This window comes from Bradyrhizobium sp. UFLA05-112 (genome assembly GCF_053572325.1).
Genome location: NZ_JBANBK010000049.1, coordinates 1 through 21861 on the forward strand (window position 1 = coordinate 1; position 21861 = coordinate 21861).

20 protein-coding genes and 1 pseudogene are annotated in these 21861 nt (G+C 64.0%); 4 read left to right on the forward strand and 17 right to left on the reverse strand.

What is annotated here, in order from left to right:
- The coding region (locus SO180_RS25680) for a transposase (RefSeq protein ID WP_449381625.1) at nucleotides 1–294 on the forward strand (294 nt) is incomplete at its 5' end.
- Nucleotides 295–798: 504 nt separating this feature from the next.
- Here the strand turns inward: SO180_RS25680 and SO180_RS25685 are convergent.
- The 4 genes and pseudogenes from SO180_RS25685 to SO180_RS25700 all read right to left on the reverse strand — a co-directional run.
- Nucleotides 799–1359 (reverse strand): annotated as a pseudogene (locus SO180_RS25685) (DUF4131 domain-containing protein); the annotation flags it as partial.
- 93 nt (nucleotides 1360–1452) lie between these two features.
- Nucleotides 1453–1686 (reverse strand): DUF2171 domain-containing protein, encoded by a 234-nt coding sequence (locus tag SO180_RS25690; RefSeq protein WP_027550707.1) that lies wholly within the window; start codon nucleotides 1684–1686, stop codon nucleotides 1453–1455.
- A gap of 117 nt (nucleotides 1687–1803) precedes the next feature.
- On the reverse strand, nucleotides 1804–2082 hold the full coding sequence (locus tag SO180_RS25695) for a nuclear transport factor 2 family protein (protein ID WP_449381672.1): 279 nt from the start codon (nucleotides 2080–2082) through the stop codon (nucleotides 1804–1806).
- A gap of 27 nt (nucleotides 2083–2109) precedes the next feature.
- Nucleotides 2110–3777, reverse strand: coding sequence for a glutamine--tRNA ligase/YqeY domain fusion protein (locus SO180_RS25700; RefSeq protein WP_449381626.1), 1668 nt, complete (start codon nucleotides 3775–3777; stop codon nucleotides 2110–2112).
- 155 nt (nucleotides 3778–3932) lie between these two features.
- On the opposite strand from SO180_RS25700, the gene gltX reads away from it, so the two are divergent.
- From gltX to SO180_RS25715, 3 genes are all read left to right on the forward strand, one after another.
- Nucleotides 3933–5357, forward strand: a complete 1425-nt coding sequence (gene gltX, locus SO180_RS25705; RefSeq protein WP_449381627.1) for a glutamate--tRNA ligase — start codon at nucleotides 3933–3935, stop codon at nucleotides 5355–5357.
- Between the two features lie 142 nt (nucleotides 5358–5499).
- Complete coding sequence (gltA, locus tag SO180_RS25710) at nucleotides 5500–6801, forward strand: citrate synthase (protein ID WP_449381628.1); 1302 nt, start codon at nucleotides 5500–5502, stop codon at nucleotides 6799–6801.
- 329 nt (nucleotides 6802–7130) lie between these two features.
- The gene (locus SO180_RS25715) at nucleotides 7131–8012 is read left to right on the forward strand and encodes a hypothetical protein (RefSeq protein WP_449381629.1); all 882 of its coding nucleotides are present in this window, start codon (nucleotides 7131–7133) and stop codon (nucleotides 8010–8012) included.
- A gap of 92 nt (nucleotides 8013–8104) precedes the next feature.
- Here SO180_RS25715 and lpxB read toward each other — a convergent pair whose 3' ends face one another.
- The 13 genes from lpxB to tsf all read right to left on the reverse strand — a co-directional run bounded on the left by lpxB (nucleotide 8105) and on the right by tsf (nucleotide 21845).
- Complete coding sequence (gene lpxB, locus SO180_RS25720) at nucleotides 8105–9298, reverse strand: lipid-A-disaccharide synthase (protein WP_449381630.1); 1194 nt, start codon at nucleotides 9296–9298, stop codon at nucleotides 8105–8107.
- The gene (locus SO180_RS25725; protein ID WP_449381631.1) at nucleotides 9295–10152 is read right to left on the reverse strand and encodes an LpxI family protein; all 858 of its coding nucleotides are present in this window, start codon (nucleotides 10150–10152) and stop codon (nucleotides 9295–9297) included. Before SO180_RS25725 ends, lpxB begins: the two co-directional genes overlap by 4 nt.
- 20 nt (nucleotides 10153–10172) lie before the next feature.
- Complete coding sequence (lpxA, locus tag SO180_RS25730) at nucleotides 10173–10967, reverse strand: acyl-ACP--UDP-N-acetylglucosamine O-acyltransferase (protein WP_449381632.1); 795 nt, start codon at nucleotides 10965–10967, stop codon at nucleotides 10173–10175.
- A gap of 252 nt (nucleotides 10968–11219) precedes the next feature.
- The gene (gene fabZ / locus SO180_RS25735; RefSeq protein WP_027523862.1) at nucleotides 11220–11678 is read right to left on the reverse strand and encodes a 3-hydroxyacyl-ACP dehydratase FabZ; all 459 of its coding nucleotides are present in this window, start codon (nucleotides 11676–11678) and stop codon (nucleotides 11220–11222) included.
- Nucleotides 11678–12745: a UDP-3-O-(3-hydroxymyristoyl)glucosamine N-acyltransferase gene (gene lpxD, locus SO180_RS25740; RefSeq protein WP_449381633.1), complete on the reverse strand. Its 1068-nt coding sequence runs from the start codon at nucleotides 12743–12745 to the stop codon at nucleotides 11678–11680. The genes fabZ and lpxD overlap by 1 nt, the downstream gene beginning before the upstream one ends.
- Nucleotides 12746–12777: 32 nt before the next feature.
- Entirely contained in the window at nucleotides 12778–15312 is a 2535-nt protein-coding gene (gene bamA, locus SO180_RS25745; protein ID WP_449381634.1) for an outer membrane protein assembly factor BamA, read from the reverse strand.
- Nucleotides 15313–15491: 179 nt separating this feature from the next.
- Nucleotides 15492–16643 carry a M50 family metallopeptidase gene (locus tag SO180_RS25750; protein ID WP_449381635.1) on the reverse strand — a complete coding sequence of 384 codons (1152 nt, stop codon included), beginning with the start codon at nucleotides 16641–16643 and terminating at the stop codon, nucleotides 15492–15494.
- 46 nt (nucleotides 16644–16689) lie between these two features.
- Nucleotides 16690–17913, reverse strand: coding sequence for a 1-deoxy-D-xylulose-5-phosphate reductoisomerase (gene dxr, locus SO180_RS25755; RefSeq protein ID WP_449381636.1), 1224 nt, complete (start codon nucleotides 17911–17913; stop codon nucleotides 16690–16692).
- 4 nt (nucleotides 17914–17917) lie between these two features.
- Nucleotides 17918–18760, reverse strand: a complete 843-nt coding sequence (locus SO180_RS25760) for a phosphatidate cytidylyltransferase (protein WP_449381637.1) — start codon at nucleotides 18758–18760, stop codon at nucleotides 17918–17920.
- Entirely contained in the window at nucleotides 18757–19515 is a 759-nt protein-coding gene (locus tag SO180_RS25765) for an isoprenyl transferase (protein WP_449381638.1), read from the reverse strand. The genes SO180_RS25760 and SO180_RS25765 overlap by 4 nt, the downstream gene beginning before the upstream one ends.
- Nucleotides 19516–19525: 10 nt before the next feature.
- The gene (gene frr, locus SO180_RS25770; RefSeq protein ID WP_254095528.1) at nucleotides 19526–20089 is read right to left on the reverse strand and encodes a ribosome recycling factor; all 564 of its coding nucleotides are present in this window, start codon (nucleotides 20087–20089) and stop codon (nucleotides 19526–19528) included.
- A gap of 54 nt (nucleotides 20090–20143) precedes the next feature.
- Nucleotides 20144–20860 carry a UMP kinase gene (gene pyrH / locus SO180_RS25775; protein ID WP_449381639.1) on the reverse strand — a complete coding sequence of 239 codons (717 nt, stop codon included), beginning with the start codon at nucleotides 20858–20860 and terminating at the stop codon, nucleotides 20144–20146.
- 61 nt (nucleotides 20861–20921) lie between these two features.
- Nucleotides 20922–21845 carry a translation elongation factor Ts gene (gene tsf / locus SO180_RS25780; RefSeq protein ID WP_449381640.1) on the reverse strand — a complete coding sequence of 308 codons (924 nt, stop codon included), beginning with the start codon at nucleotides 21843–21845 and terminating at the stop codon, nucleotides 20922–20924.
- Nucleotides 21846–21861 lie beyond the last annotated feature (16 nt).

A 21861-nucleotide genomic window follows, 5' to 3' on the forward strand; every position in this document is an offset into this window, starting at 1 on the left:
TTGAAGTCCCGGTGCTGTCCCAAGCAGCCCTCAAGAAGGGTGCCGCGCTCGATCTACGAGGGCGCTCGCGACATGGCGCGCGAGATAGCACGATCTTGGGAAGGCCGCACTTCGCGTCGGCTTCGCAAGAAGATCGAGATGCTGTTCGCGCACCTCAAGCGCATTCTCAAACTCGACCGTTTGCGGTTACGAGGCCCAAACGGCGCGCGCGACGAGTTCACTCTCGCAGCCACCGCTCAGAACCTTCGCAAGATGGCCAAGCTGATCCCGATGCAAACCCTTAAGCCCGCATAAAGGCCGACACAGCCGCTCGGCCGCATCGCCGCTGACGCCAATACATCGGATTACTGCCGCCCTTTTTCAACGGAATCGGCCCATCTGCGACCTCGGGCAATGTCCGCTCTTCCGCCGTTGTTGCGGGTTGAGCGGACATCAGTCGGCCGAGCCGCTTAGTGAGTACACGCCCCAGTACTCAAGTGCCTCGCCGAAAATGATGTAGAAGACATGCCACAGTAACCGGTACCGGTACCTCGGTCGCTTCAATCCCGGCTGACCGCCCCGGGTCCTCCCCACCCCCTTCAGCGATAGCGTCCGCCGCGAGGGCAGCCAGAGCCATTAGGCGCAGCGGGTGACGGTCTGGACATCCATCGATACGTCTGCGCTGATGTCCCGCAACGCGCGCTCCAGCGGCTCAGTGGGTCTTCGAGCGCTGCCGTATATCTGCGCAGCGAAGCGCGAGCGCCGGAGATACCTCACCATCGCACTCACACGGCAAAAATGAATCGCTGCGATTCCGAAAACGCGGATCGCTGTGCCCTTGCGCACCGACAGCCGCACACGCTCGAGCTGGATGTCGCCGCGCGGCGCCTCCATCGCAGTCACCCGCAGCACGAAGCGATCGGTGCGCTCGCGGATATCGCGCGTCTCGACGAAGACGGACAGCGCCACCGAATAGAGTGGCTTGGCCAGCACGGTGTGCGCGATGCGCGCGGTCTTCCAGGTCGCCGTAGCAAACCCTGCGGCGATCGCGGCGATCATGATGGCGGGTGCGAACAACCGGCTCCGCCGCAGCAGCACGGCACCCGCCATGAGCACCAGCGCCATGATCGCGGCGACCGCGAGCACGGGTTCGTGGTCGGCGGCAAAATAGAGGGCAATCCCGGCACCGAAGGCCACGGGCACCCACGGCAGCAGCCGACCGGCGCCAGCTTCCGCCTTGGCCCATCCGCGCAACGTCTCGGCCAACGACGACCACGCGCCAAAGCCTGCCGGCACAAGCCCGCCGGCCGAAGCGGCACGGCCCGCTGGCCATGTCCCGGCGATCCCCTGAGAGCGGTGTGGCCGGGAAGGCTCCGCCATTCCTGCACCTTACGATACGCGACGGGTGCGGAGGCTACCGGAAGGTGCGGGGACGCGAATAGCGGAACGGAAAGGGAACCAGCCGAAGGGCGGCTACTTTTCCTCTTCCATCGTTACGGCCACCGCCGCCTTGGCGGAGAGCCGCACCTTGTTGCCCTCGACATCGGCAACCAGGCCCTTGTCGATGAAATGATGATGGCCCTTGTGGCTGCCCTCGCCGCTATCCTTCCTGGTCAGCTTGATGCGGTTGCCCTCGACGCGGTCGACGGTGCCGATATGAACGCCGTCGGCGCCGATCACTTCCATGTGCTCTGCGATGTTTTGCATGGTGGGGAATCCTTGTTGATCCCACACAACGCGTGGGCAACCTTTCCGTTCACTTCCCCCGTCATTCCGGGGCGCGACGAAGTCGCGAGCCCGAAATGACGACCAAATGTGACGGCGCTATTGCTGGATCAGCGGCGTTCGCGACGACACATGGTGGCTCGCGATTTTCCAGTCGCCGTCCTCGCGGACGAGAACCCACGTGATCTTGACCGACAACGACGGAATTTCCTCGCCCAAATCGAACGAGGCAATGCCGGCCATGTTGATCACGTCAGGCGCGACATGGGCCGACGCAATGTCCGAAAACGTGACACGCGGCGCCCGCCACCGCGGCAGGCCGTCGAAATAGGCCGCCACGCCCTCTCTGCCGCGATAGAGGGTTGGATTCGAGCCCAGAAAGAAGGCACTCTTGGAGTCTGTCTCTTATACACATCCAAAGGTGTCGCGCAATCCGATCGTCCGCGAAAACACCGGCTTGCCCGGCGTCGAATCCTTGTCGCGCACGAAGTAGCCCTGCCGCTCGAACTGCATCGGCTCGGTCGCATTGCTCTCGGCAACCGATACCTCGATCCGCGCATCGGGAAGGATCTCCAGCGACTGCGGGTTGAGATCGGCGACAAAATTGGCAGCGTTCGGGCTCGGGTTCGAGAAAAGCTGGTTGTAGACGCGGATCTCGGCGGGCACGGACTGCGCCGCCGGCAGCCAGTGCATGGTCGCCTTGACCTTGCGGCCGTCAGGCGCGTTGCCGCCCTTGGTCAGCGGATCATAGGTACAGCGAAGCTCGACCACCTCGCCGGCATCGTTCTTGATCACGCCGGTGCACTTGATGAAATAGGCATAGCGCAGCCGCACCTCGTTGCCCGGCGACAGGCGGAAGAACTTCTTCGGCGGGTTTTCCATGAAGTCGTCGCGCTCGATATAGATCTCCCGGGAGAACGCGATCTTGCGCGTGCCGGCCGACGGATCGTCCGGATGGTTGATCGCCTCGAGCTCCTCGACCTGCCCTTCCGGATAGTTCTCGATCACGACCTTCAGCGGTCGCAGCACCGCCATGCGCCGCTGCGCCGTGCGGTTCAACTCCTCGCGAATGCAGAATTCGAGCATGCCGACGTCGACCACGCTGTTGGCTTTCGCCACACCGATGCGCTTGACGAATTCGCGAAGTGCAGCCGGCGGCACGCCGCGGCGGCGCAGGCCCGCCATGGTCGGCATGCGCGGATCGTCCCAGCCCGCGACATGACCGTCGCGCACGAGCTGGGTCAGCACGCGTTTCGACAGGACCGTGTAGGTCAGGTTCAGCCGCGCGAACTCGTACTGGTGCGGCTCGGAGGGCACCGGCAGCTTCTCGATGAACCAGTCGTAGAGCGGACGGTGGTCCTCGAACTCCAGCGTGCAGATCGAATGGGTGATGCTCTCGATTGCATCCGACTGGCCGTGCGCATAGTCGTAGCTCGGATAAATGCACCACTTGTCACCTGTGCGCGGATGATGCGCATGCAGGATGCGGTACATCACGGGATCGCGCAGGTTGATGTTCGGCGAGGCCATGTCGATCTTGGCCCGCAACACGCGCGCTCCGTTCGGGAATTCGCCGGCCTTCATGCGGCGGAACAGATCGAGGTTCTCATCCACCGAGCGGTCGCGGAACGGCGAATTCTTGCCGGGCTCGGTCAGCGTGCCGCGGGTAAGCCGGATCTCATCCTGGGTCTGGTCGTCGACATAGGCGAGCCCGTCGCGGATCAGCTTCTCCGCCCATTCGTAGAGGCGGTCAAAATAGTCCGAGGCATAGAACAGGTTGTTGCCCCAGTCGAAGCCGAGCCAGTGCACGTCGGCCTGGATGGAGTCGATATATTCCTGCTCTTCCTTGACCGGATTGGTGTCGTCGAAGCGCAAGTGGCAGCGGCCGCGAAATTCCTCGGCGATGCCGAAATTGAGCGCAATCGACTTGGCATGGCCGATGTGCAAGTAGCCGTTCGGCTCCGGCGGGAACCGGGTCACGACCTCCTTGTACCTGGCCGCATCGAGATCGGCCTGGACAATGTCACGAATGAAATCGCGCCCCGCCTCAGTTGCCACCGGTTCTGTCGTCATTCCGAAAATCCTGTCGGGAAATCAGCGGTCCTTCTGCCAGTTTCGGGAGGCCGAGCCAAGCCCTCAGCCCGGTCCGATGCGGTCCGCCGGCAGGCTTTAGTTATGCACCGTTCCTGCTATACACCACCGCCTCCAATGCATAGGCCGTTCCACACATGACCGATTCCGTCGTCACGCGCTTCGCCCCCTCGCCGACCGGCTTCCTCCATATCGGGGGCGCCCGCACGGCTCTGTTCAACTGGCTCTTTGCGAAGAAGCACGGCGGCAAGATGCTGCTCCGGATCGAGGATACCGACCGCGAACGCTCAACCGAGGCGGCGATCGGCGCCATCCTCGACGGACTGAAATGGCTGGAGCTCGGTTGGGATGGCGAGGTGATCTACCAGTTCAGCCGCGCCGCCCGCCACCGCGAGGTGGCCGAACAGCTGCTCGCCGACGGCAAGGCCTATCACTGCTACGCCACCGCCGACGAGCTCGCCGCGATGCGAGAGAGGGCGCGCGCGGAGGGCCGCACCCGCCTCTATGACGGCATGTGGCGCGACCGCGATCCGGCAACCGCGCCCGCGAACGTCAAGCCGACGATCCGGCTGCGCGCACCGCAGACCGGCGAGACCGTGATCGAGGACCAGGTGCAGGGTCGCGTGGTCTGGCAGAACGAGAACCTCGACGACCTCGTCCTGCTCCGCGGCGATGGTACGCCGACCTACATGCTCGCGGTGGTGGTCGACGACCACGACATGGGCGTCACCCATGTGATCCGCGGCGATGATCACCTCATCAACGCCGCGCGCCAGAAGCAGATCTACGACGCGATGGGCTGGGCGTTGCCGAGCATGTCACACATCCCGCTGATCCATGGCCCGGATGGCTCAAAACTTTCCAAGCGTCACGGTGCGCTCGGCGTCGATGCCTACCGCGCCATGGGCTATCTGCCGGCCGCGCTACGCAATTACCTCGTTCGCCTCGGCTGGAGCCATGGCGACCAGGAGATCTTCTCGACCGAGGAGATGATCGCCGCGTTCGACCTCGCCAGCGTCGGCCGCGCCGCCGCGCGTTTCGACTTTGCCAAGCTCGAGAACCTCAACGGCCACTACATTCGTAACGCGGACGATCAATCGCTCGTGAAGATGTTCGAGGACGTACTCGATTACGTCCCGGGGAAGGCCGAGCTCAAGGCCAAGCTGAACGATGCCACGCGCGCGCAGCTCCTGAAGGCCATGCCGAGCCTGAAGGAGCGCGCCAAGACGCTGATCGAGCTGATCGACGGCGCCTATTTCATCTTCGCGGACCGACCGCTGGAGCTCGATCCCAAGGCGGCAGCCCTGCTCACGCCGGAGAACCGGGCGCTGATCGGCCGGCTTCATTCCGCGCTGGAGAATGTCGAGAGCTGGAGCGCGGTCACCGCGGAAGCCGCGCTGCGCGCTTTTGCCGAGGAAAATAGTCTCAAGCTCGGCGCGGTCGCCCAGCCGCTGCGGGCGGCGCTGACGGGACGGTCCACCTCGCCCGGTATTTTCGAGGTTTTGGACGTTCTGGGACGCCAGGAAAGCCTGGGCCGCCTGAAGGATCAGTCTACGACGTAAGTCCTGTGCGGTGCCCATCTTGCAGCGCACACAGCAATAATATACCCATCTCACCCGTACCTTCTGGAATATCCGGCTTGCCCCGCCATCTGATGGGGGACGATCAGGTCCGGCCCGTTTCACAATTCATCGGGGACTTACGATGGACGCAAAATCCACAAAAACAGCAACGCTGACGGTCGGAAACAAGAACTACGATCTCCCGATCCTGAGCGGCAGCGTCGGGCCTGACGTCGTCGATATCGGCAAGCTATACGGACAATCGGGCCTCTTCACGTACGATCCGGGCTTTACCTCGACCGCGAGCTGCCAGTCCAAGATCACCTATATCGACGGCGACGCCGGCGTGCTGGAATACCGCGGCTATCCGATCGAGCAACTCGCCGAGCACGGCGACTTCCTGGAGACCTGCTACCTCCTGCTCTACGGGGATCTGCCGACCGCGGCCCAGAAGAAGGATTTCGACTACCGAGTCACGCACCACACGATGGTGCACGAGCAGATGGCCCGCTTCTTCCAGGGCTTCCGCCGCGACGCCCATCCGATGGCGGTGATGGTGGCCTCCGTCGGCGCGCTCGCCGCGTTCTATCACGACTCCACGGACATCAACGATCCGAAGCAGCGCATGATCGCGTCGATGCGGATGATCGCGAAGATCCCGACGCTCGCCGCCATGGCCTACAAATATTCGGTCGGCCAGCCGTTCGTGTATCCGAAGAACTCGCTGAAGTTCGCCGAGAACTTCCTGAACATGTGCTTCGCCGTGCCGTGCGAGGAGTACAAGGTCAATCCGGTGCTCGCGGACGCGCTGGAGAAGATCTTCATCCTGCACGCCGACCATGAGCAGAACGCCTCGACTTCCACGGTGCGTATCGCCGGCTCCTCCGGCGCCAATCCGTTCGCCTGCATCGCAGCGGGCATCGCCTGCCTCTGGGGTCCGGCCCATGGCGGCGCCAACGAAGCCGCGCTTGCCATGCTCGCCGAGATCGGCACGGTCGACAAGATTCCCGAGTTCATCGCCAAGGTGAAGGACAAGAACAGCGAAGTCCGCCTGATGGGCTTTGGCCACCGCGTCTACAAGAACTACGATCCTCGCGCCAAGATCATGCAGAAGATGTGTCACGCCGTGCTCAAGGAGACCGGCCATGGTGACGATCCGATGCTGAAGGTGGCGCTGGAGCTGGAGAAGATCGCGCTCAGCGATCAGTACTTCATCGATCGCAAGCTCTACCCGAACGTCGACTTCTATTCGGGCATCACACTGAAGGCGATGGGCTTCCCGGTCTCGATGTTCACCGTGCTGTTCGCGGTCGCCCGCACCGTCGGCTGGATCAGCCAGTGGAGCGAGATGATCGAGGACCCGCAGCAGAAAATCGGCCGCCCACGCCAGCTCTACACCGGCCTCACCCGCCGCGACTACGTGGCGATCGATCAGCGGAAGTAAGGTCACGTCCACAATTGCAGGACTGATAAATCCCGCCCGGACATCACAGCCGGGCGGGATTTTTGTCGGCATTCCCCTAATCCAAGAACGGAAGAGGTCTGCGCCGAGCGCGCTGCTGTTCTCGTCTTAAATCCGGGCATCAATCCGCAACGGGAAATCGCGGGTGCCGTCATCCCGCAATTGGTATATTCGACGATCGGTGATCGTAACCGACTCTTTCAACAGGCGCCTGACCGGGGTCCAGTGAAGCCGCAAATGCCAAATCGAATTTGCGGTTATAATAGAGCAGTCTGATTCGGCGGCTAATCGCGACTCGCGAGGATGTTGTCATGGCATTTTTTTTGCGTGAGCTCGGTCCGGTCGAGAGCTTCGAAAGTGCGTTGAAGCGGAAGCGAGCGACGCGGCAGAAGTTGGCTGAGCGATTGAGCATCACTGAAAAGATGCTCGAGGAACAGCGTGCCGCAGCCCGGCGGTTGGCGGTCGCCGGCGCCACGAATGGCCAGCTCGATCGAGCAGATGCCAATATGCGCTCTGTCGAGGATCGGGCCAGTCGTCAGCGTGCCGAACTCACAGAACTCGACGAGCAAATCGTCTCGACCGAACGCGCATTGGCCGAAGCCCTATTGCAGCGCGACCGCAACAAAATGGCGGATCATATCCTGGCTCTGGCAGCGGCCATCGAACAGGCCGTGCCGCGATTTGACTCGAGCGCCATTGCCCTCGCACAGGCTGCCACAAAAGGGGTGGCAATACCGCCCGAAGCGACAAGGTTTTCGACCAGCGTGGATGAGATGCGCCGCGAGCTTCTCTCCGCCACCGATCTCATTTGCTGGGAGCTTCGGTCGATAGCGGTACGCACGCGAGCCGGTAATGCAAACATTGCACTCGGCGCGCCGGGCGAACCGGATCATGGTCAGCCGGAGGTAGAGAGAAAAATGATCTACACGCTGACCCCGCTACTTTGGCGCGAGGGCGAGGAGGTGCGCAAGGTTTCGGCGTTCACGCTCGTGGGACTGCCAAAAGCGCTGTTGCCGGTCGCCTTGCGTCATCAGCTCGTGGATTATCTGAGCGCCCGGCGTGTGCAGACGCTCATCCAGGTTCATGGCAGCGGGGGCACGCAACAGAATCCGCATCAGAACGATCCGGAAATCATCGATCTCGATAAGCTGGCCGCAGAGGAAACAGGCGGCGCCCCCGCAGATGTCGCCTGAGCTTTGCTGCCCTCGCCAATGATCCTCACGACGAAAGAGCGAGGGATGGGGCCCCTTTTACCCGCCCCGTGCGCGCGAAATCGCAATGTTGGCTACGTTTTGCTACCCCCTCGCTTGCCCCCGCGCATCGTCGTCAGCACAATGTCGGCCGCGAGTACGCTGGGTGACTTGTTGCCGGTCGACATGATCTGATCGAGCTGGGCGAAAGCCTCGACCTGCTGTTTCCGCAACGGAGAGTCCGTCAGCACCTCGGTCAGCGCCTTCGCGAGCTTTTCCGGCGTGCAGTCCTCCTGCAAGAATTCAGGGATCACCTCCCGGCCGATCACGAGATTGGCGAGGATCACCGAGGAGACGCGGATGGCGCGGCGCAGGATGAAGGCCTCGACCGCGCCGACGCGGTAGGCCGTCACCATGGGAATGCCCGATAGCGCAAGCTCGAGCGTCACCGTGCCGGATTTCGCCAGCGCCGCGCGCGCGATCCGGAACGCGGCGCGCCGCTCGGCTTCGCCGACCACGATCTGCGGCTTGACCGGCCAGCTCGCGATGCCCTCACGCACCGTTGCTTCGAGATGCGACATGGTCGGCAGCACCAATTTGAATTGCTGACCGCCAGCCCGCAACCGGCCGAGCGCCGCGCCGAACACGTCGAGATGATGCCTGATCTCGCTGCGGCGGCTGCCAGGCAAGACCAGCAGGACCGGCGGCTCGCCGTCGCGGCGCTTCTGCTCCTCCGCGTTCGGCCGCAGCGACGACAATTGCTCGATCAGGGGATGGCCGACATAGCTGCACGGCGGGCCGCGCAGCTTACGGTATTCCTCGGGCTCGAACGGCAGCAGGCCGAGCACGTGATCGACATAGGACAGCATGGCCCGCGCCCTGCCCGGCCGCCAGGCCCAGACCGAGGGCGAGACGTAGTCGACGATCGGGATCGTCGGACCCCGCGCGCGGACGCGGCGGGCAACGCGATGGGTGAAGTCGGGACTGTCAATGATGACGAGCGCGTCGGGCGCGGCTTCGATCACCGCATCCGCGGTCGCGCGGATCAGCCGCAGGATTTTGGGCAGTTGTTGCACGACGGCGGCAAAGCCGACGATCGACAGCTCCTCGATCGGAAAGAGCGAGACTAGCCCCTCGCGTGCCATGGTGCGGCCGCCGACGCCTTCGAACTGCACGCCATCGCCGAGCCGCTGGCGCAGCACCTTCATCAGCGCGGACCCAAGCCGGTCGCCGGATTCCTCCGTGGCGATCAGAAAGATCTTCCGCTTTGGATCGCGCCCCGGCATCACGCGTGCAGGCCGATGACGAAGAGATAGTTGGCGTCGGCGCGCTCGATCATCGCCTGCGGCTCGGCGGCGATGGTGTTGCCCGCGATCACGGCGATGCCGGAAAGGCCAGCGCTGGCGGCACCTTCAACGGTTCGCGGGCCGATCGTCGGCAGATCGAAGCGCAAATCCTGCCCGCTCTTCGGTGCCTTGACCAGCACGCCGCGGCCGCGCGCCGCGCGGATGCGGCCCTCGCTGCGCAGCCGCGCCACGCGCTGGAGCAACCCGTCGGTGCCCTCGATGTCCTCGACAGCGACCACATGGCCGTCGATCACGACGACGGCCTGTCCGATGTCGAACGGGCTCAGCGCAGCCAGCACCGCGCGGCCGCGCTCGATGTCGCTCCTGGCGTTGTCGGCCGGCCAGGCGCGGGTAATGCAGCCCTCGGGCATCAACAGATCGGGCGCGACGTCCTTGATCCCGACCATGCGAAAGCCGTCCTGCTCGAGCATGCGGCCAACGCCGGAGAGCAGATGGTCGTCACCACCGCGAAACGCGCGGACGACGTGCCCGAGAAGCCGGAGCGTTTTGAGATCGAAGCGCACTTCCGACAGGGACGGCCGCATCAAGGTGCCGATGAAGATCAGGTCGCGGCAGCCCTCCTCGCGAAACAGCCGCATGGCGCGGCCGAGCTGGCCGACCGAGATCCAGCGATGTCGGAACTTTTCCACCTGGACCGGATCGCAGGCGCCGCGCAGAGGAAACAGCACCGGCGCGATGCCACGTGCGGCGAGCGACTCCGCGACCGCAAACGGCATGGCGCCGCCGCCGGCGATGACGCCGACCGGTGACGAAATCTCTGGCGCCGCCGATGTCATGCTCGCGGCCATCCCCGTGACTACTGCCCGATCGCGGGAAGGCAGAGCGGGCGATGCTTGCCCTTGCCGATGAAGTCGAGGATTTCGGCGATCGCGGGATCCTCAGCCGCAAGCGGCTGCACCGCAGCGAGCCGCTCGGCGAAAATCCCGGGGCCGTGGAACAGCTTTTGATAGAACGCGCGCACGCTCGCGAGCCGCTGCTTGGTGAACTTGCGCCGCTTCATGCCGATGATGTTGAGACCTTCGAGCACCGCATACTGGCCGTTGACGAGCCCGAACGGAATGATGTCGTCACGCACGCCACAAACGCCGCCGACCATCACCTGCGGACCGATGCGGGTGAACTGGTGCACCGCGGACAAGCCACCGATGAAGACGAAGTCGCCGATCTCACAGTGCCCCCCGAGCGTCGCCGAGGTCGCGAAGATCACGTCGTTGCCGACATGGCAGTCGTGCCCGACGTGGCTGCAATTCATGAAATAGCCGCGTTCGCCGACCTCCGTGATGCCGCCGCCCGCGACGGTGCCGGCATTCATGGTCACGGATTCGCGGATGGTGCAGCCTGAACCGATCCGTAGCTTCGTCAGCTCGCCGCGATAGCTGAGCGACTGCGGCGGCGTGCCGAGCGAGGCGAACGGGTAGATGGTGCAATCGTCGCCGATCGTCGTCTGCGCCGTGATGTGCACATGCCCGATCAACTTGCAATTTTTGCCGATCACGACGTTCGGGCCGATGATGCAGAAGGGCCCGATCTCGGTGCCCTCGCCGATCACGGCGCCGTCTTCCACGCGCGCGGTGGGATCAATCTTGCTCATTAAGAAGGTCTGGCTATCCGTTGAAGTCGCTCGGTTTTCCGGTGGTTAGCGCGACTTTGCGCGATCTGTCCAGTGACGTATCATCTCGGCTTGTTTCACGCTGGAAGCCATCGTCCATGGTCCGTCATTCCGGGGCGCGACGAAGTCGCGAGCTATAATCCATAACGACGTTCGGCGTTATGGATTCCGGGCCTGCGCACTTCTCACACATCCCGGAACGACGACGTAGATTGAAGCGACGAGAAACTCGCCTCAGTCCGTCAGCATCGCGCCGACGTCGGCTTCGGCGACGACCTGGCCGTTGACCTTGGCATCGCCGTGAAACCACCACATCGCCTTGCGGCGACCGATCGAGCGCATGTGGTACTCGATGGTGTCACCAGGCAGCACGGGCTTGCGAAATTTGCACTTGTCGATGGTGAGGAAATACACCGCCCGCGGCTTCTCCGTGCCATCGACCGATGTGATGCCGATCACGCCCGCGGTCTGCGCCATCGCCTCGATCATCATCACACCGGGATAGACCGGCCGTTCGGGGAAATGCCCCTGGAAGGCCGGCTCGTTGAAGGTGACGTTCTTGATGCCGATGCCGCTATAGTCGGTGCGGATGTTGATCACCCGGTCGATCAACAGCATCGGGAAGCGGTGCGGCAGCGTGCGCAGAATCGCGTTGATGTCCACGAGCTCGAACCTGACCGGTGCTTCCTCCATTACTCCTGTCCCTCGTCCTTCCCATCGGCCTTGCTGTCACGCACGAGACGCTCCACCGCGATGATCTCCTTGAACCACTGCTTGGTCGGCTTGGCAAAAAAGCCGCCCCAACGTCCGCCTGCCGGGATGTCGTCCTTGACGCCGCTCATCGCGGTGACCTGAGCCCCATCGCCGATCTTGAGGTGATTGTTGATGCCAACCTTCGCTCCCAGCGCCACGTTGTCGCCGATCGTCAGGCTGCCGGCGAGGCCGATCTGAGCCGCCAGCAGGCAGTTCCGGCCGATGGTCACATTGTGGCCGATCTGGACCTGGTTGTCGATTTTGGTGCCCTCCCCGATCACGGTGTCACGCAAGGACCCCCGATCGATGGTGGTGCCAGCCCCGACCTCAACGTCGTTCTGGATCAGCACCCGTCCCGTCTGCGGCACCTTGAGGTGGCCCTCGGGACCGAAAAAGACGAACCCGTAGCCGTCCTGGCCGATCGAGCAGCCAGGGTGAATCAGCACGTTGTTGCCGATCAGGGCGCACTGGATGGCCGTACGGGCGCCGACGTCGCAGTCCCGGCCGATCTTGACGCCAGGGCCGATCACCGCGCCGACGCCGATCACGGTGCCGCTGCCGATTTCGACCTCAGGGCCGATGACGGCCAGTGGATCGACCACGACGCCGTCCTCCAGACGCGCCGTTGGATCGATGATCGCCGACGGCGCGATGCCGTCATTGCCGACCGAGGATTGCGGCCTCAGCGCGTCACCGTGCCATTCCCGGGCGATCCTGACGAAGGCACGGAACGGCTGCGCCACGCGCAGCGCGGCGACGTGCGCCGGTACCTGCGCCTCGAAGCGCGGGCTGACGAGGCAGCCGCCGGCCTTGGTCGCCTTGAGCTGGTCGACATATTTGAGGTTGTCGAAGAACGTCAGGTGCATCGGGCCGGCTTCGTCGAGCGAAGCCAGGCCCGTGATCATGTGGCCGGCCCGGGCCGGGTCGACCAGCTGCGCCTTCGTCAGCGTGGCGATATCGGCCAGCGCCGACGCAGGCGGCTTCTTGAAGAAGGACGGCTGCGCCATTCCACCCCGTCGAGGTCCGGCCGGAGATCAGCTTAGAACGACGTACCGCCGCCGAACCGGAACTGCTGCACGCGGTCATACGCGCCCTTGGTGAGCGGCACTGCGTAGTCGAAGCGCAGCGGTCCAAACGGAGACTGCCAGATCAGACCGATACCCACCGACGAGCGGATGACCTTGCTGTCGTCATACACCAATCCGGTACAAGTTCCAGGCGTGGCCGGGTTGACGGTCGACGGCGTACAGGTCGAGTTCTTCGTCGTCGTCGTTTCGCCGGTGAGCGCCCAGGTCGTCGGTCCCTGGTAGTCGTAGAGACCGCCGGCGTCGGCATAGACCGCGCCCTTCAGACCCACTTCCTTGGGCAGGAACCAGAACGGCATCTGCAATTCGAGCGAAGCGCCCCAGTACTTCGTGCCCCCAAGCGCGTCCTGCGTGCCATAGGGATTGAGGTCGCGTGGACCGATGCCGTTCGGCGCAAAGCCGCGGACGAGATTCGGACCCATCTGGAAGTGATCGAGCATGCGCAGTTCGGTGCTGCCCCACTTGTTGAGGATACCGCCCTGCAGATGGACGAGGCCGACGAGATCGGACACCAGCGACTGGTAGTACTTCGCATCAACCGCGGACTTCAGGTAGGAGACGTCGCCGCCGACGCCGGCGAAGTCCTGCTTGAAGTCGACCAGAAGGCCGTCGGTCGGGTTCTTGTTGTTGTCGAGCGTGTTGTAGGTCAACGAATAGCCCAGCGCCGAGGTCAGCGTCGCGCCGTTCGCCAACTCCTTGCGCACCGGTAGCGAGGCTTCGCCGTTCTGGTAGCACCCGAGGCCGTTGGTGGAGCTGAGATCAGGGACACCACCGTTTGCGGCGGAGAAGGCCGGGCTTGTATTGGCCGCGGTGCCCAGCGTGTTGTTACAGTCCTGCAGATAGGACGGCAGCGTGATCTCCTGACGGTAGATCGAATAGCGCAGCTGCAAGGCCAGATCTTCGCGCAGGCTGAAGCCGAGGCGCGGGCTGAAGCCCAGCGTCTTGGTGCCGTAAGAGATGAAGCTGTTGGACAGCTGCGTACGCTGGTAGAGGTCGAGGCCGAGCGCGACGCGGTAGTCGAGCAGGTACGGTTCGACGAACGACAGCGAATAGCCGCGCGCATACTGGCCGTAGGTGACGGATGCCTTGGCGAACAGTCCGCGGCCGAGCAGGTTGCGCTCGGAGATCGAGACTTCGGCCAGCGCGCCGTCGGTCGTGGAATAACCGCCCGACACCGAGAAGTCGCCGGTGGACTTCTCCTCGAGATCGACGATCAGGACCACGCGGTCGCTGGAGGACCCCGGCTCCGTGGTGATCTTGACGGTCTTGAAGAAGTCGAGGTTCTTCAGACGCCGCTCGGCGCGATCGACCAGCGCACGGTTGTAGGCGTCGCCCTCGGAGAGGTCGAATTCGCGGCGGATCACGTAGTCGCGCGTGCGGATGTTGCCGCGAATGTTGATGCGCTCGATATAGGTGCGCGGACCTTCGTCGATGTTGAACACGACCGACACGGTGTGCGCATCGAAATTGCGGTCGCCACCCGGCCGAACCACGGCGAAGGCATAGCCGCGGCGCGAGGCCTCGATCTGCATCTCCTCGACCGACTTCTCGACCGATTCGACGTTGTAGAGCGAGCCGACGTTGACGCGCGAATAGCTGCGCAGCACGGTGGGATCGAAGTTCGGGATGCTCGTGCGGAAGTCGACTGAGCCGACGCGATACTGTTGGCCTTCCTCGATCTTGAAGGTGACGAGGAAGCCCTTCCTCTCCGGATCGTATTCGGTGATCGCGGCGACCACCTGGACGTCGGCGAAGCCGTGCTTGAGGTAGAAACGGCGAATCAGGTCGCGGTCGGCCTCGACCCGGTCCGGATCGTAGACGTCGGCACTGCCGAGGAAGCTCAGGAGATTCGTCTCGCGGGTCTTGATGACGTCCCTCAGGCGATAGCTCGAATAGGCAACGTTGCCGACGAACTCGATCGACTTGACGCCGGTCTTGGCGCCCTCCTCGATCGTGAAGACCAGGTCGACGCGGTTGTTCGGCTGCTCGATGATCTCGGGCGTGACGTGCACGTCGTAGCGGCCGGAGCGGCGATAGATTTCGGCGATGCGCAGCGTGTCCGACTGCACCACGGCGCGAGAGAACGTGCCGCGCGGCTTGGACTGGACTTCGGCGGTGAGCTGCTCGTCCTTGATCTTCTTGTTGCCCTCGAAGGCGACGCGACCGATGACGGCGTTTTCGACCACCGAAACCACGATCCGGCCGCCGACGCGATTGATCTTCACGTCCTGGAACAGTCCGGTCTCGATCAGCGCCTTGAGGCCGTCGTCGATGGCTGCCTGGTCAAGGTGCCCGCCGGGGCCTGCCTTGAAATAGGAACGGATGGTCTCGACCTCGACACGGCGGTTCCCCTCCACCGAGATCGAATCCACCGTCTGGGCGGCGGCGGGCGTAGACACAAGCGCTACCCCAACCGGGGCAAGCACCGGCACGCCGAACATGATCAGGGTGGCGAGCAGGCCCCCCCGGACCTTCATACCAAACATCATGCGCAACGACGCCCTTATCATTCCAGTGCCAGACCCAACCCCAACGCCGGTCTGGGAGATTCCCCAAGTTTCATGCCGCTTGTAGCTAATTTCACCGACGCCGCAAACGGCCGAGCGCGCCGTAGTTTGAATTTCAGTCCAGGACGTTGCCTAAGAGCAACGTCACAAAAAAGCCCGTTTCACGATGCCGCCAGATGGAGGATGTCGTTATAGGTCGCAAACACCATCAACATCAGTACCAAGCCGAGCCCGATTCGAAACCCCATCTCCTGCGCGCGTTCCGACAAAGGCCGGCCGCGGACTGCTTCCACCGCATAGAACAAAAGGTGCCCGCCATCGAGCAGCGGAACCGGGAACAGGTTCAACAGCCCGATCGAGATCGACAGCACTGCGGCCAGATGCACCAGCGCAGCCATGCCGATGGTCGCGACCTGCCCGGAGATCTGGGCGATTCGTAACGGACCGCCGACCTGATCGGCCGCCTCGCGACCGGCAAAGACCCCGCCGATATAGGCCAGCGTCCGGTCGATCACGAACCAGGTTTCCTTCACGCCCAGCCACAGCGCGGTGGCCGGATCGACCCGCTCGGTGACGGTGTCACCGGCCGCCGTCTGCCGGGTGATTCCGAGCACGCCGAGCCGATGCACGTTGCCGAAGGGATCCTTCACCTCGCGCAGCTCCGGGGTCCCGGACAGATCGACCTGGGAATCGCCCCGCTTCACGGTGAAGATCAGCTTGTCGCCGGCATGCGTGCCGACGATCCGCTGCATGTCGGAGAAGCTTCCGATCTTGGTTCCGTCGATGGCGGTCACGACGTCGCCGACCTGGAAGCCGGCCGCTGCCGCAGCGCTGCCCGCCTCGATCTTGTCGACTCGCGCCGTGGTCGATGGCTTGCCGAAAAAGGTGAAAAGACAGGTGAAGATCACGATCGCGAGCAGGAAATTCGCGATCGGTCCGGCCGCGACGATCGCAGCCCTCGGGCCGACCTTCTTGTGATGGAAGCTGCCGGCGCGTTCTTCCGCCGACATTGCGGCCAGCGTCACGGCCGATGGCGTCGAGGCCTCGGTGTCGTCGCCGAAGAATTTGACATAGCCACCGAGCGGGATCGCCGAGATCTTCCAGCGCGTGCCGTGGCGGTCGTTGAAGCCGGCGAGCTCGGGGCCGAAGCCGAGCGAAAAGGTCAACACCTTCACGCCAGCCCAGCGCGCGACCAGAAAATGGCCGAGCTCATGGAAGAAAACGACGATGGTCAGGACGAATAAAAAGGGGATCACATAGCCGATCAGCCCATGGCTCAAGGTGTTGAAGCTATGGAGGAAAAACTCAGTCATCGATTCCTCTTAACCCGGGGGTCTCGCGACCCCGGTTCCGAACCTACTAGGATGCGTTTAAGGCGATTTGAGGCAATAGGGTGGCCGCTCTGTTTCGCGCAACATGGTCAACGGTGATCGCATCATCCGCCGAGGACAAGGGCGCCAGATTGCCACCCTTGATCCAGTCTTCGAGCGTTGCTTCGACCAGCCGCGCGATGGCGCCGAATCTGATCTTGCCGGCGATGAAGGCCGCCACCGCGACCTCGTTCGCAGCATTATATACCGTAGTCGCGCCGCGGCCGGTCCTTAACGAATCGTAAGCAAGCCGCAGTCCGGGGAAACGTTCGAAATCCGGCGCCTCGAAGGTCAATTGCCCGATCTTGGCGAGGTCGAGCTTGGCGGCGGGTCCCTTGATGCGGTCGGGCCAGCCGAGGCAGTGTGCGATCGGCGTGCGCATGTCGGGCGCGCCGAGCTGGGCAACGACCGAGCAGTCGGAGAATTCGACCATGCCGTGGATGATCGACTGCGGATGGACCAGCACGTCGATCTCGTCCGGCTTCAAGGCGAACAGATAGGACGCCTCGATCACCTCGAGGCCCTTGTTCATCATCGAGGCGGAATCGATCGTGATCTTCTGGCCCATGCTCCAGTTCGGATGCTTGAGCGCCTGAGCGAGCGTCGCCTGCTCGATGTCAGTGCTCTTCCAGGTGCGGAACGGGCCGCCCGAGGCGGTGATGATGACGCGCACGAGCTCATCGCGATTGCCCGAGCTCAAAGCCTGGAACAGTGCGTTGTGCTCGGAATCGGCGGGCAGAATGCAGGCACCCGCCTTGGCGGCGCGCTGCATGAAGAAATCGCCGGCGCAGACGAGGCATTCCTTGTTGGCGAGCGCGACATGGGCGCCGCGATCGACCGCGGCGAGCGCGGGCTTCAGTCCAGCCGCGCCGCTCACCGCCGCCATCACCCAGTCGGCCGGCCGCGCACCAGCCTCGATCACAGCGCTTTCGCCCGCGCCGCATTCAGTCTTGGTGCCGGCGAGCGCATTCTTGAGCTCGGCAAGTTTGGAGGTGTCCGCGATCGCGACGAAGCGCGCGGAAAACTCCTTTGCGAGCTTTGCCAGCGCTTCGACATTGCCGTTCGCCGTCAATGCCTCGACGCGATAGCGCTCGGGCGAAGCGCGCAACAGATCCATCGTGCTGTCGCCGATCGAGCCGGTGGCACCGAGAACGGTGACGCTGCGCACCGCGGACGCCGCGGGCTTGTTGTTACGCAAAGGGACTGGGCTCATTGTTTCACCAAACCATAAGACCGCTTCCAGCGCTATGCACACCATGGCGCAGGTAGCCGAAAATCCAGGCCACCAGAATGGCGGCGATGAAGCCGTCCAGGCGGTCCATCAGGCCCCCATGGCCCGGGATTAAGTGACTGGAATCCTTGACGCCGAACCGGCGCTTGACCGCGGATTCGAACAGGTCGCCGGCTTGCGAGACCACCGACAAAATGGCGCTGAGGGCTAGCAACGGAACCGCCTTGCCGAAGCCGCCGGCGGCAAAACCGCCTGCGACCGCCAGGCTCGCGACGAAGCCGCCGAGCGCCCCGGCCCAGGTCTTTTTGGGGCTCACGCGCGGCCACAATTTGGGACCGCCGATGCCCCGGCCGGCAAAATAGCCACCGATGTCGGTCGCCCACACCACAAGCAGCACGAACATGAGTGCGACGAATCCGTTCACCGGATCCTGCCGCACCAGGATCGAGGCGAGCAGCGCAGCCACCGCATAGGCGAATCCAGCCCCCGCCCAGACAAACTTGTCTTTCGCCAGCAGCATGATCGCGACGCCGCCGACGCAGCCGATCACGACCGCAGCCTTGAGCGCCCCGAAGGCGACACAGAATCCCATGATGGCGAGAACGATCGTCCCGCACGCTGTCAGGACAACCCGCCCTGCCCCGACCACAGTCAGCCACTCCACGAACAACCCGATCGACGCAAGCGTAACCAGGAACGCCCAGAGCCAGCCGCCGGCATAGGCGAGCGCGATCGCCAGCGGCGCCAGCACGAGGGCCGCGAGGACACGCATCATCAGGTTGCTTGAAGCCGGCGTTGAGCCTGCCGGCGCGGCGTCGTTTTCGGTCACGAGGCGGTTTTCGCGACCAGGCCGCCGAAACGGCGCTCGCGTCTGGCAAATTCGGCGATCGCGCCTTCGAGCGCGGCCTTGTCGAAATCAGGCCAATGGATCGGCACGAACACCAGCTCGCTATAGGCGGCCTGCCACATCAGGAAATTGGACAGACGCTGCTCGCCGGAGGTGCGGATGATGAGATCGGGATCGGGAATCTCGGGTGCGTCGAGATAGTGCCCGAGCGCTTCGGCATCGATCGAGGCCGGATCGCGCTTGCCCTCTGCGACTTCGCGCGCGAGCTTTTGCGCGGCTTTCGCGATCTCCTGCCGTGAGCCGTAGTTGAAGGCGACGACGAGGGTAAGACGCGTGTTGTTGCGCGTCAGCTCCTCGGCCTCGTTCAACAGGGCGCAAATGTCACCTTCGAGTCCCTCGCGCTCGCCGATGATGCGCACCTTGACGCCATCGCGGTGCAGGCTCGCGAGGTCGTTGCGGATGAAGCGGCGCAACAGGCCGAAGAGATCGCCAATCTCGCTCGCCGGACGCGACCAGTTCTCTGAGCTGAAGGAGAAGATGGTGAGATAGCGGATGCCGAGCTCATGCGAGGCACGGACGACGCGGCGCAACGCTTCCACGCCGCGGCGGTGGCCCTCGGCGCGCGGCAGGCCACGTGCGGCCGCCCAGCGCCCGTTGCCATCCATGATGATGGCGACATGCGCGGGCGCCTCGGACCTTTCCGGTCCTTCCGTGACGGGCGCGGCGGCGTTCGACATGAAGGCTTCTCTAGACCGTCAGAATCTCTTTTTCCTTGGCCGCCAGCAGCTGATCGATCTCGGTGATCGTGCCGTCGGTCGCCTTCTGCACCTCGTCGGCATGACGCTTCTGGTCGTCCTCCGACATCTCGTGATTCTTCTCGAGCTTCTTGAGGACGTCGAGACCGTCGCGGCGGACGTGACGCGCGGCGACCTTGGCGGCTTCCGCGTATTTGTGCGCGACCTTCACCAGCTCCTTGCGCCGCTCTTCGTTCAGCTCGGGGATGCGCAGGCGCAGCACCTGGCCCTCGGTGGCCGGTGACAGGCCGAGGTTGGAATCGACGATCGCCTTCTCCACCGGCTTGACCATCGACTTGTCCCAGACCTGCACCGAGATCAGCCGCGGCTCCGGCACGCTGACGGTGGCGAGCTGATTCAGCGGCATGTGGCTGCCGTAGGCTTCGACCTGGACCGGATCGAGCATCGAGGCGGAGGCGCGCCCGGTGCGCAGGCCCCCGAGCTCGTGCTTGAGGGACTGGACGGCGCCCTGCATGCGGCGCTTCAATTCGTTGAGGTCGAAATTACCCGTGGCCATCACGCTCTCCCTTCAGATACCTGGCTGGGCGCACAAGCTGCGCCCGGCGCGCCGTCAGCCGGCGACGATCGTCCCGTGGCCGACGCCGCGCAGAATCGCGCCGATCGAGCCCGGCTCGGCGATCGAGAATACGATGATAGGCAGCGACGTCTCGCGGGCAAGCGCGAAGGCAGTCGCGTCCATCACCTTATAGTCGCCCTCGATCGCCTGCTTGTGCGTCAGCCGGTCGAAGCGCTCGGCGGCCGGATCCTTCTTGGGATCGGCCGAGTAGACGCCGTCGACATTGGTCGCCTTGAGGACGGCCTCGGCACCGATCTCGGCGGCGCGCAGCACCGCCGTCGTGTCGGTCGTGAAGAACGGATTGCCGGTTCCGCCGCCGAGCAGCACGATTCGGCCCTCGGCGAGGTATTTGTGCGCTGCGGCGCGGGTGAATAGCTCGGAAATCTCGGGCATGACGAAAGCCGAGAGGGTGCGCGCCGGCGCGCCCTTGCGTTCGATCGCCGCTTCCACCGCGAGGCAGTTCATCACGGTGGCGAGCATGCCCATCGTGTCGCCCGTCGGGCGCGACACGCCGCGGGAGGACACCTCGACGCCGCGAACGATATTGCCGCCGCCGATCACCACCGCGACCTCGGCACCGAGACGGCGCGCGGCGATCAGATCGTCGGCAACCCGGTCAACCGTCTGCTGGTCGATCCCAAAACCCTGCGGTCCCGCGAGATATTCGCCGGACAGCTTGATCACCACGCGACGATAGACCGGATCAGTCATGAGCACTTTCCTTCTCCGGGCGCCGCTTCCGGCGGCACGCCGGAAGGAAACGTCCCGGCGCTTACTTCTTGCCGCTGGCGGCCGCGACTTCCGCCGCGAAGTCGCTTTCCTGCTTCTCGATTCCCTCACCGAGAGCATACCGCACAAAGCCGGCGATCTTCACGGGGCCCCCAACCTTGCCCTCAGCTTCCTTCACCGCCTGCGCCACCGACTTGCCGGTGTCGTGGATGAAGGCCTGCTCGAGCAGGCAGACTTCCTTGTAGTAGGTCTTCAGGCCGGACTCGACGATCTTCTCGATCACGTTCTCCGGCTTGCCCTGCTGGCGGTACTTGTCGGCGAGCACGTCCTTCTCGCGCTTCACGACCGCCGGATCGAGACCGGACGGTTCGAGCGCGAGCGGATTGGCGGCCGCGACATGCATGGCGAGCTGGCGGCCGAGCGCTGCGAGCTCATCGGCCTTGCCGGGCGATTCGAGCGCGACGAGGACACCCATCTTGCCGGCGCCATCGATGACGGCGCCATGGACGTAGCTCGACACCACGCCCTGCTTCACGTCGAGCGAAGCGGCGCGGCGCAGCGTCATGTTCTCGCCGATGGTCGCGATCGCGTCATTGATCGCAGCTTCGACCGTGACGTCGCCGACCTTGGTGGCCTTGATCTTCTCGACATCGGCGCCGGCATCGAACGCGACCTGGGCGATCATCTTGACGAGGCCCTGGAACTGGCCGTTGCGCGCGACGAAATCGGTCTCGGAGTTGACCTCGACCACGACGCCCTTGGTGCCCTTGGTGAGTGCGCCGATCAGGCCCTCGGCCGCGACGCGGCCGGACTTCTTGGCAGCCTTCGACAGGCCCTTCTTGCGGAGCCAATCCTGCGCCGCTTCCATGTTGCCGTCGTTTTCGGTGAGCGCGGCCTTGCAGTCCATCATGCCTGCGCCGGTCGACTCGCGCAGATCCTTGACCATCGCAGCTGTGATCGTTGCCATCGTTAAAAATCCTTCT

What these genes read in the sequence shown, in the direction of transcription:
- SO180_RS25690 (WP_027550707.1), bottom strand. Translation starts at nt 1,686, where the DNA reads ATGCAAAACATCGCAGAGCACATGGAAGTGATCGGCGCCGACGGCGTT.
- SO180_RS25700 (WP_449381626.1), bottom strand. Translation starts at nt 3,777, where the DNA reads ATGACGACAGAACCGGTGGCAACTGAGGCGGGGCGCGATTTCATTCGT.
- gltX (WP_449381627.1), top strand. Translation starts at nt 3,933, where the DNA reads ATGACCGATTCCGTCGTCACGCGCTTCGCCCCCTCGCCGACCGGCTTC.
- gltA (WP_449381628.1), top strand. Translation starts at nt 5,500, where the DNA reads ATGGACGCAAAATCCACAAAAACAGCAACGCTGACGGTCGGAAACAAG.
- SO180_RS25715 (WP_449381629.1), top strand. Translation starts at nt 7,131, where the DNA reads ATGGCATTTTTTTTGCGTGAGCTCGGTCCGGTCGAGAGCTTCGAAAGT.
- SO180_RS25725 (WP_449381631.1), bottom strand. Translation starts at nt 10,152, where the DNA reads ATGACATCGGCGGCGCCAGAGATTTCGTCACCGGTCGGCGTCATCGCC.
- lpxA (WP_449381632.1), bottom strand. Translation starts at nt 10,967, where the DNA reads ATGAGCAAGATTGATCCCACCGCGCGCGTGGAAGACGGCGCCGTGATC.
- fabZ (WP_027523862.1), bottom strand. Translation starts at nt 11,678, where the DNA reads ATGGAGGAAGCACCGGTCAGGTTCGAGCTCGTGGACATCAACGCGATT.
- lpxD (WP_449381633.1), bottom strand. Translation starts at nt 12,745, where the DNA reads ATGGCGCAGCCGTCCTTCTTCAAGAAGCCGCCTGCGTCGGCGCTGGCC.
- bamA (WP_449381634.1), bottom strand. Translation starts at nt 15,312, where the DNA reads ATGATGTTTGGTATGAAGGTCCGGGGGGGCCTGCTCGCCACCCTGATC.
- SO180_RS25750 (WP_449381635.1), bottom strand. Translation starts at nt 16,643, where the DNA reads ATGACTGAGTTTTTCCTCCATAGCTTCAACACCTTGAGCCATGGGCTG.
- dxr (WP_449381636.1), bottom strand. Translation starts at nt 17,913, where the DNA reads ATGAGCCCAGTCCCTTTGCGTAACAACAAGCCCGCGGCGTCCGCGGTG.
- SO180_RS25765 (WP_449381638.1), bottom strand. Translation starts at nt 19,515, where the DNA reads ATGTCGAACGCCGCCGCGCCCGTCACGGAAGGACCGGAAAGGTCCGAG.
- frr (WP_254095528.1), bottom strand. Translation starts at nt 20,089, where the DNA reads ATGGCCACGGGTAATTTCGACCTCAACGAATTGAAGCGCCGCATGCAG.
- pyrH (WP_449381639.1), bottom strand. Translation starts at nt 20,860, where the DNA reads ATGACTGATCCGGTCTATCGTCGCGTGGTGATCAAGCTGTCCGGCGAA.
- tsf (WP_449381640.1), bottom strand. Translation starts at nt 21,845, where the DNA reads ATGGCAACGATCACAGCTGCGATGGTCAAGGATCTGCGCGAGTCGACC.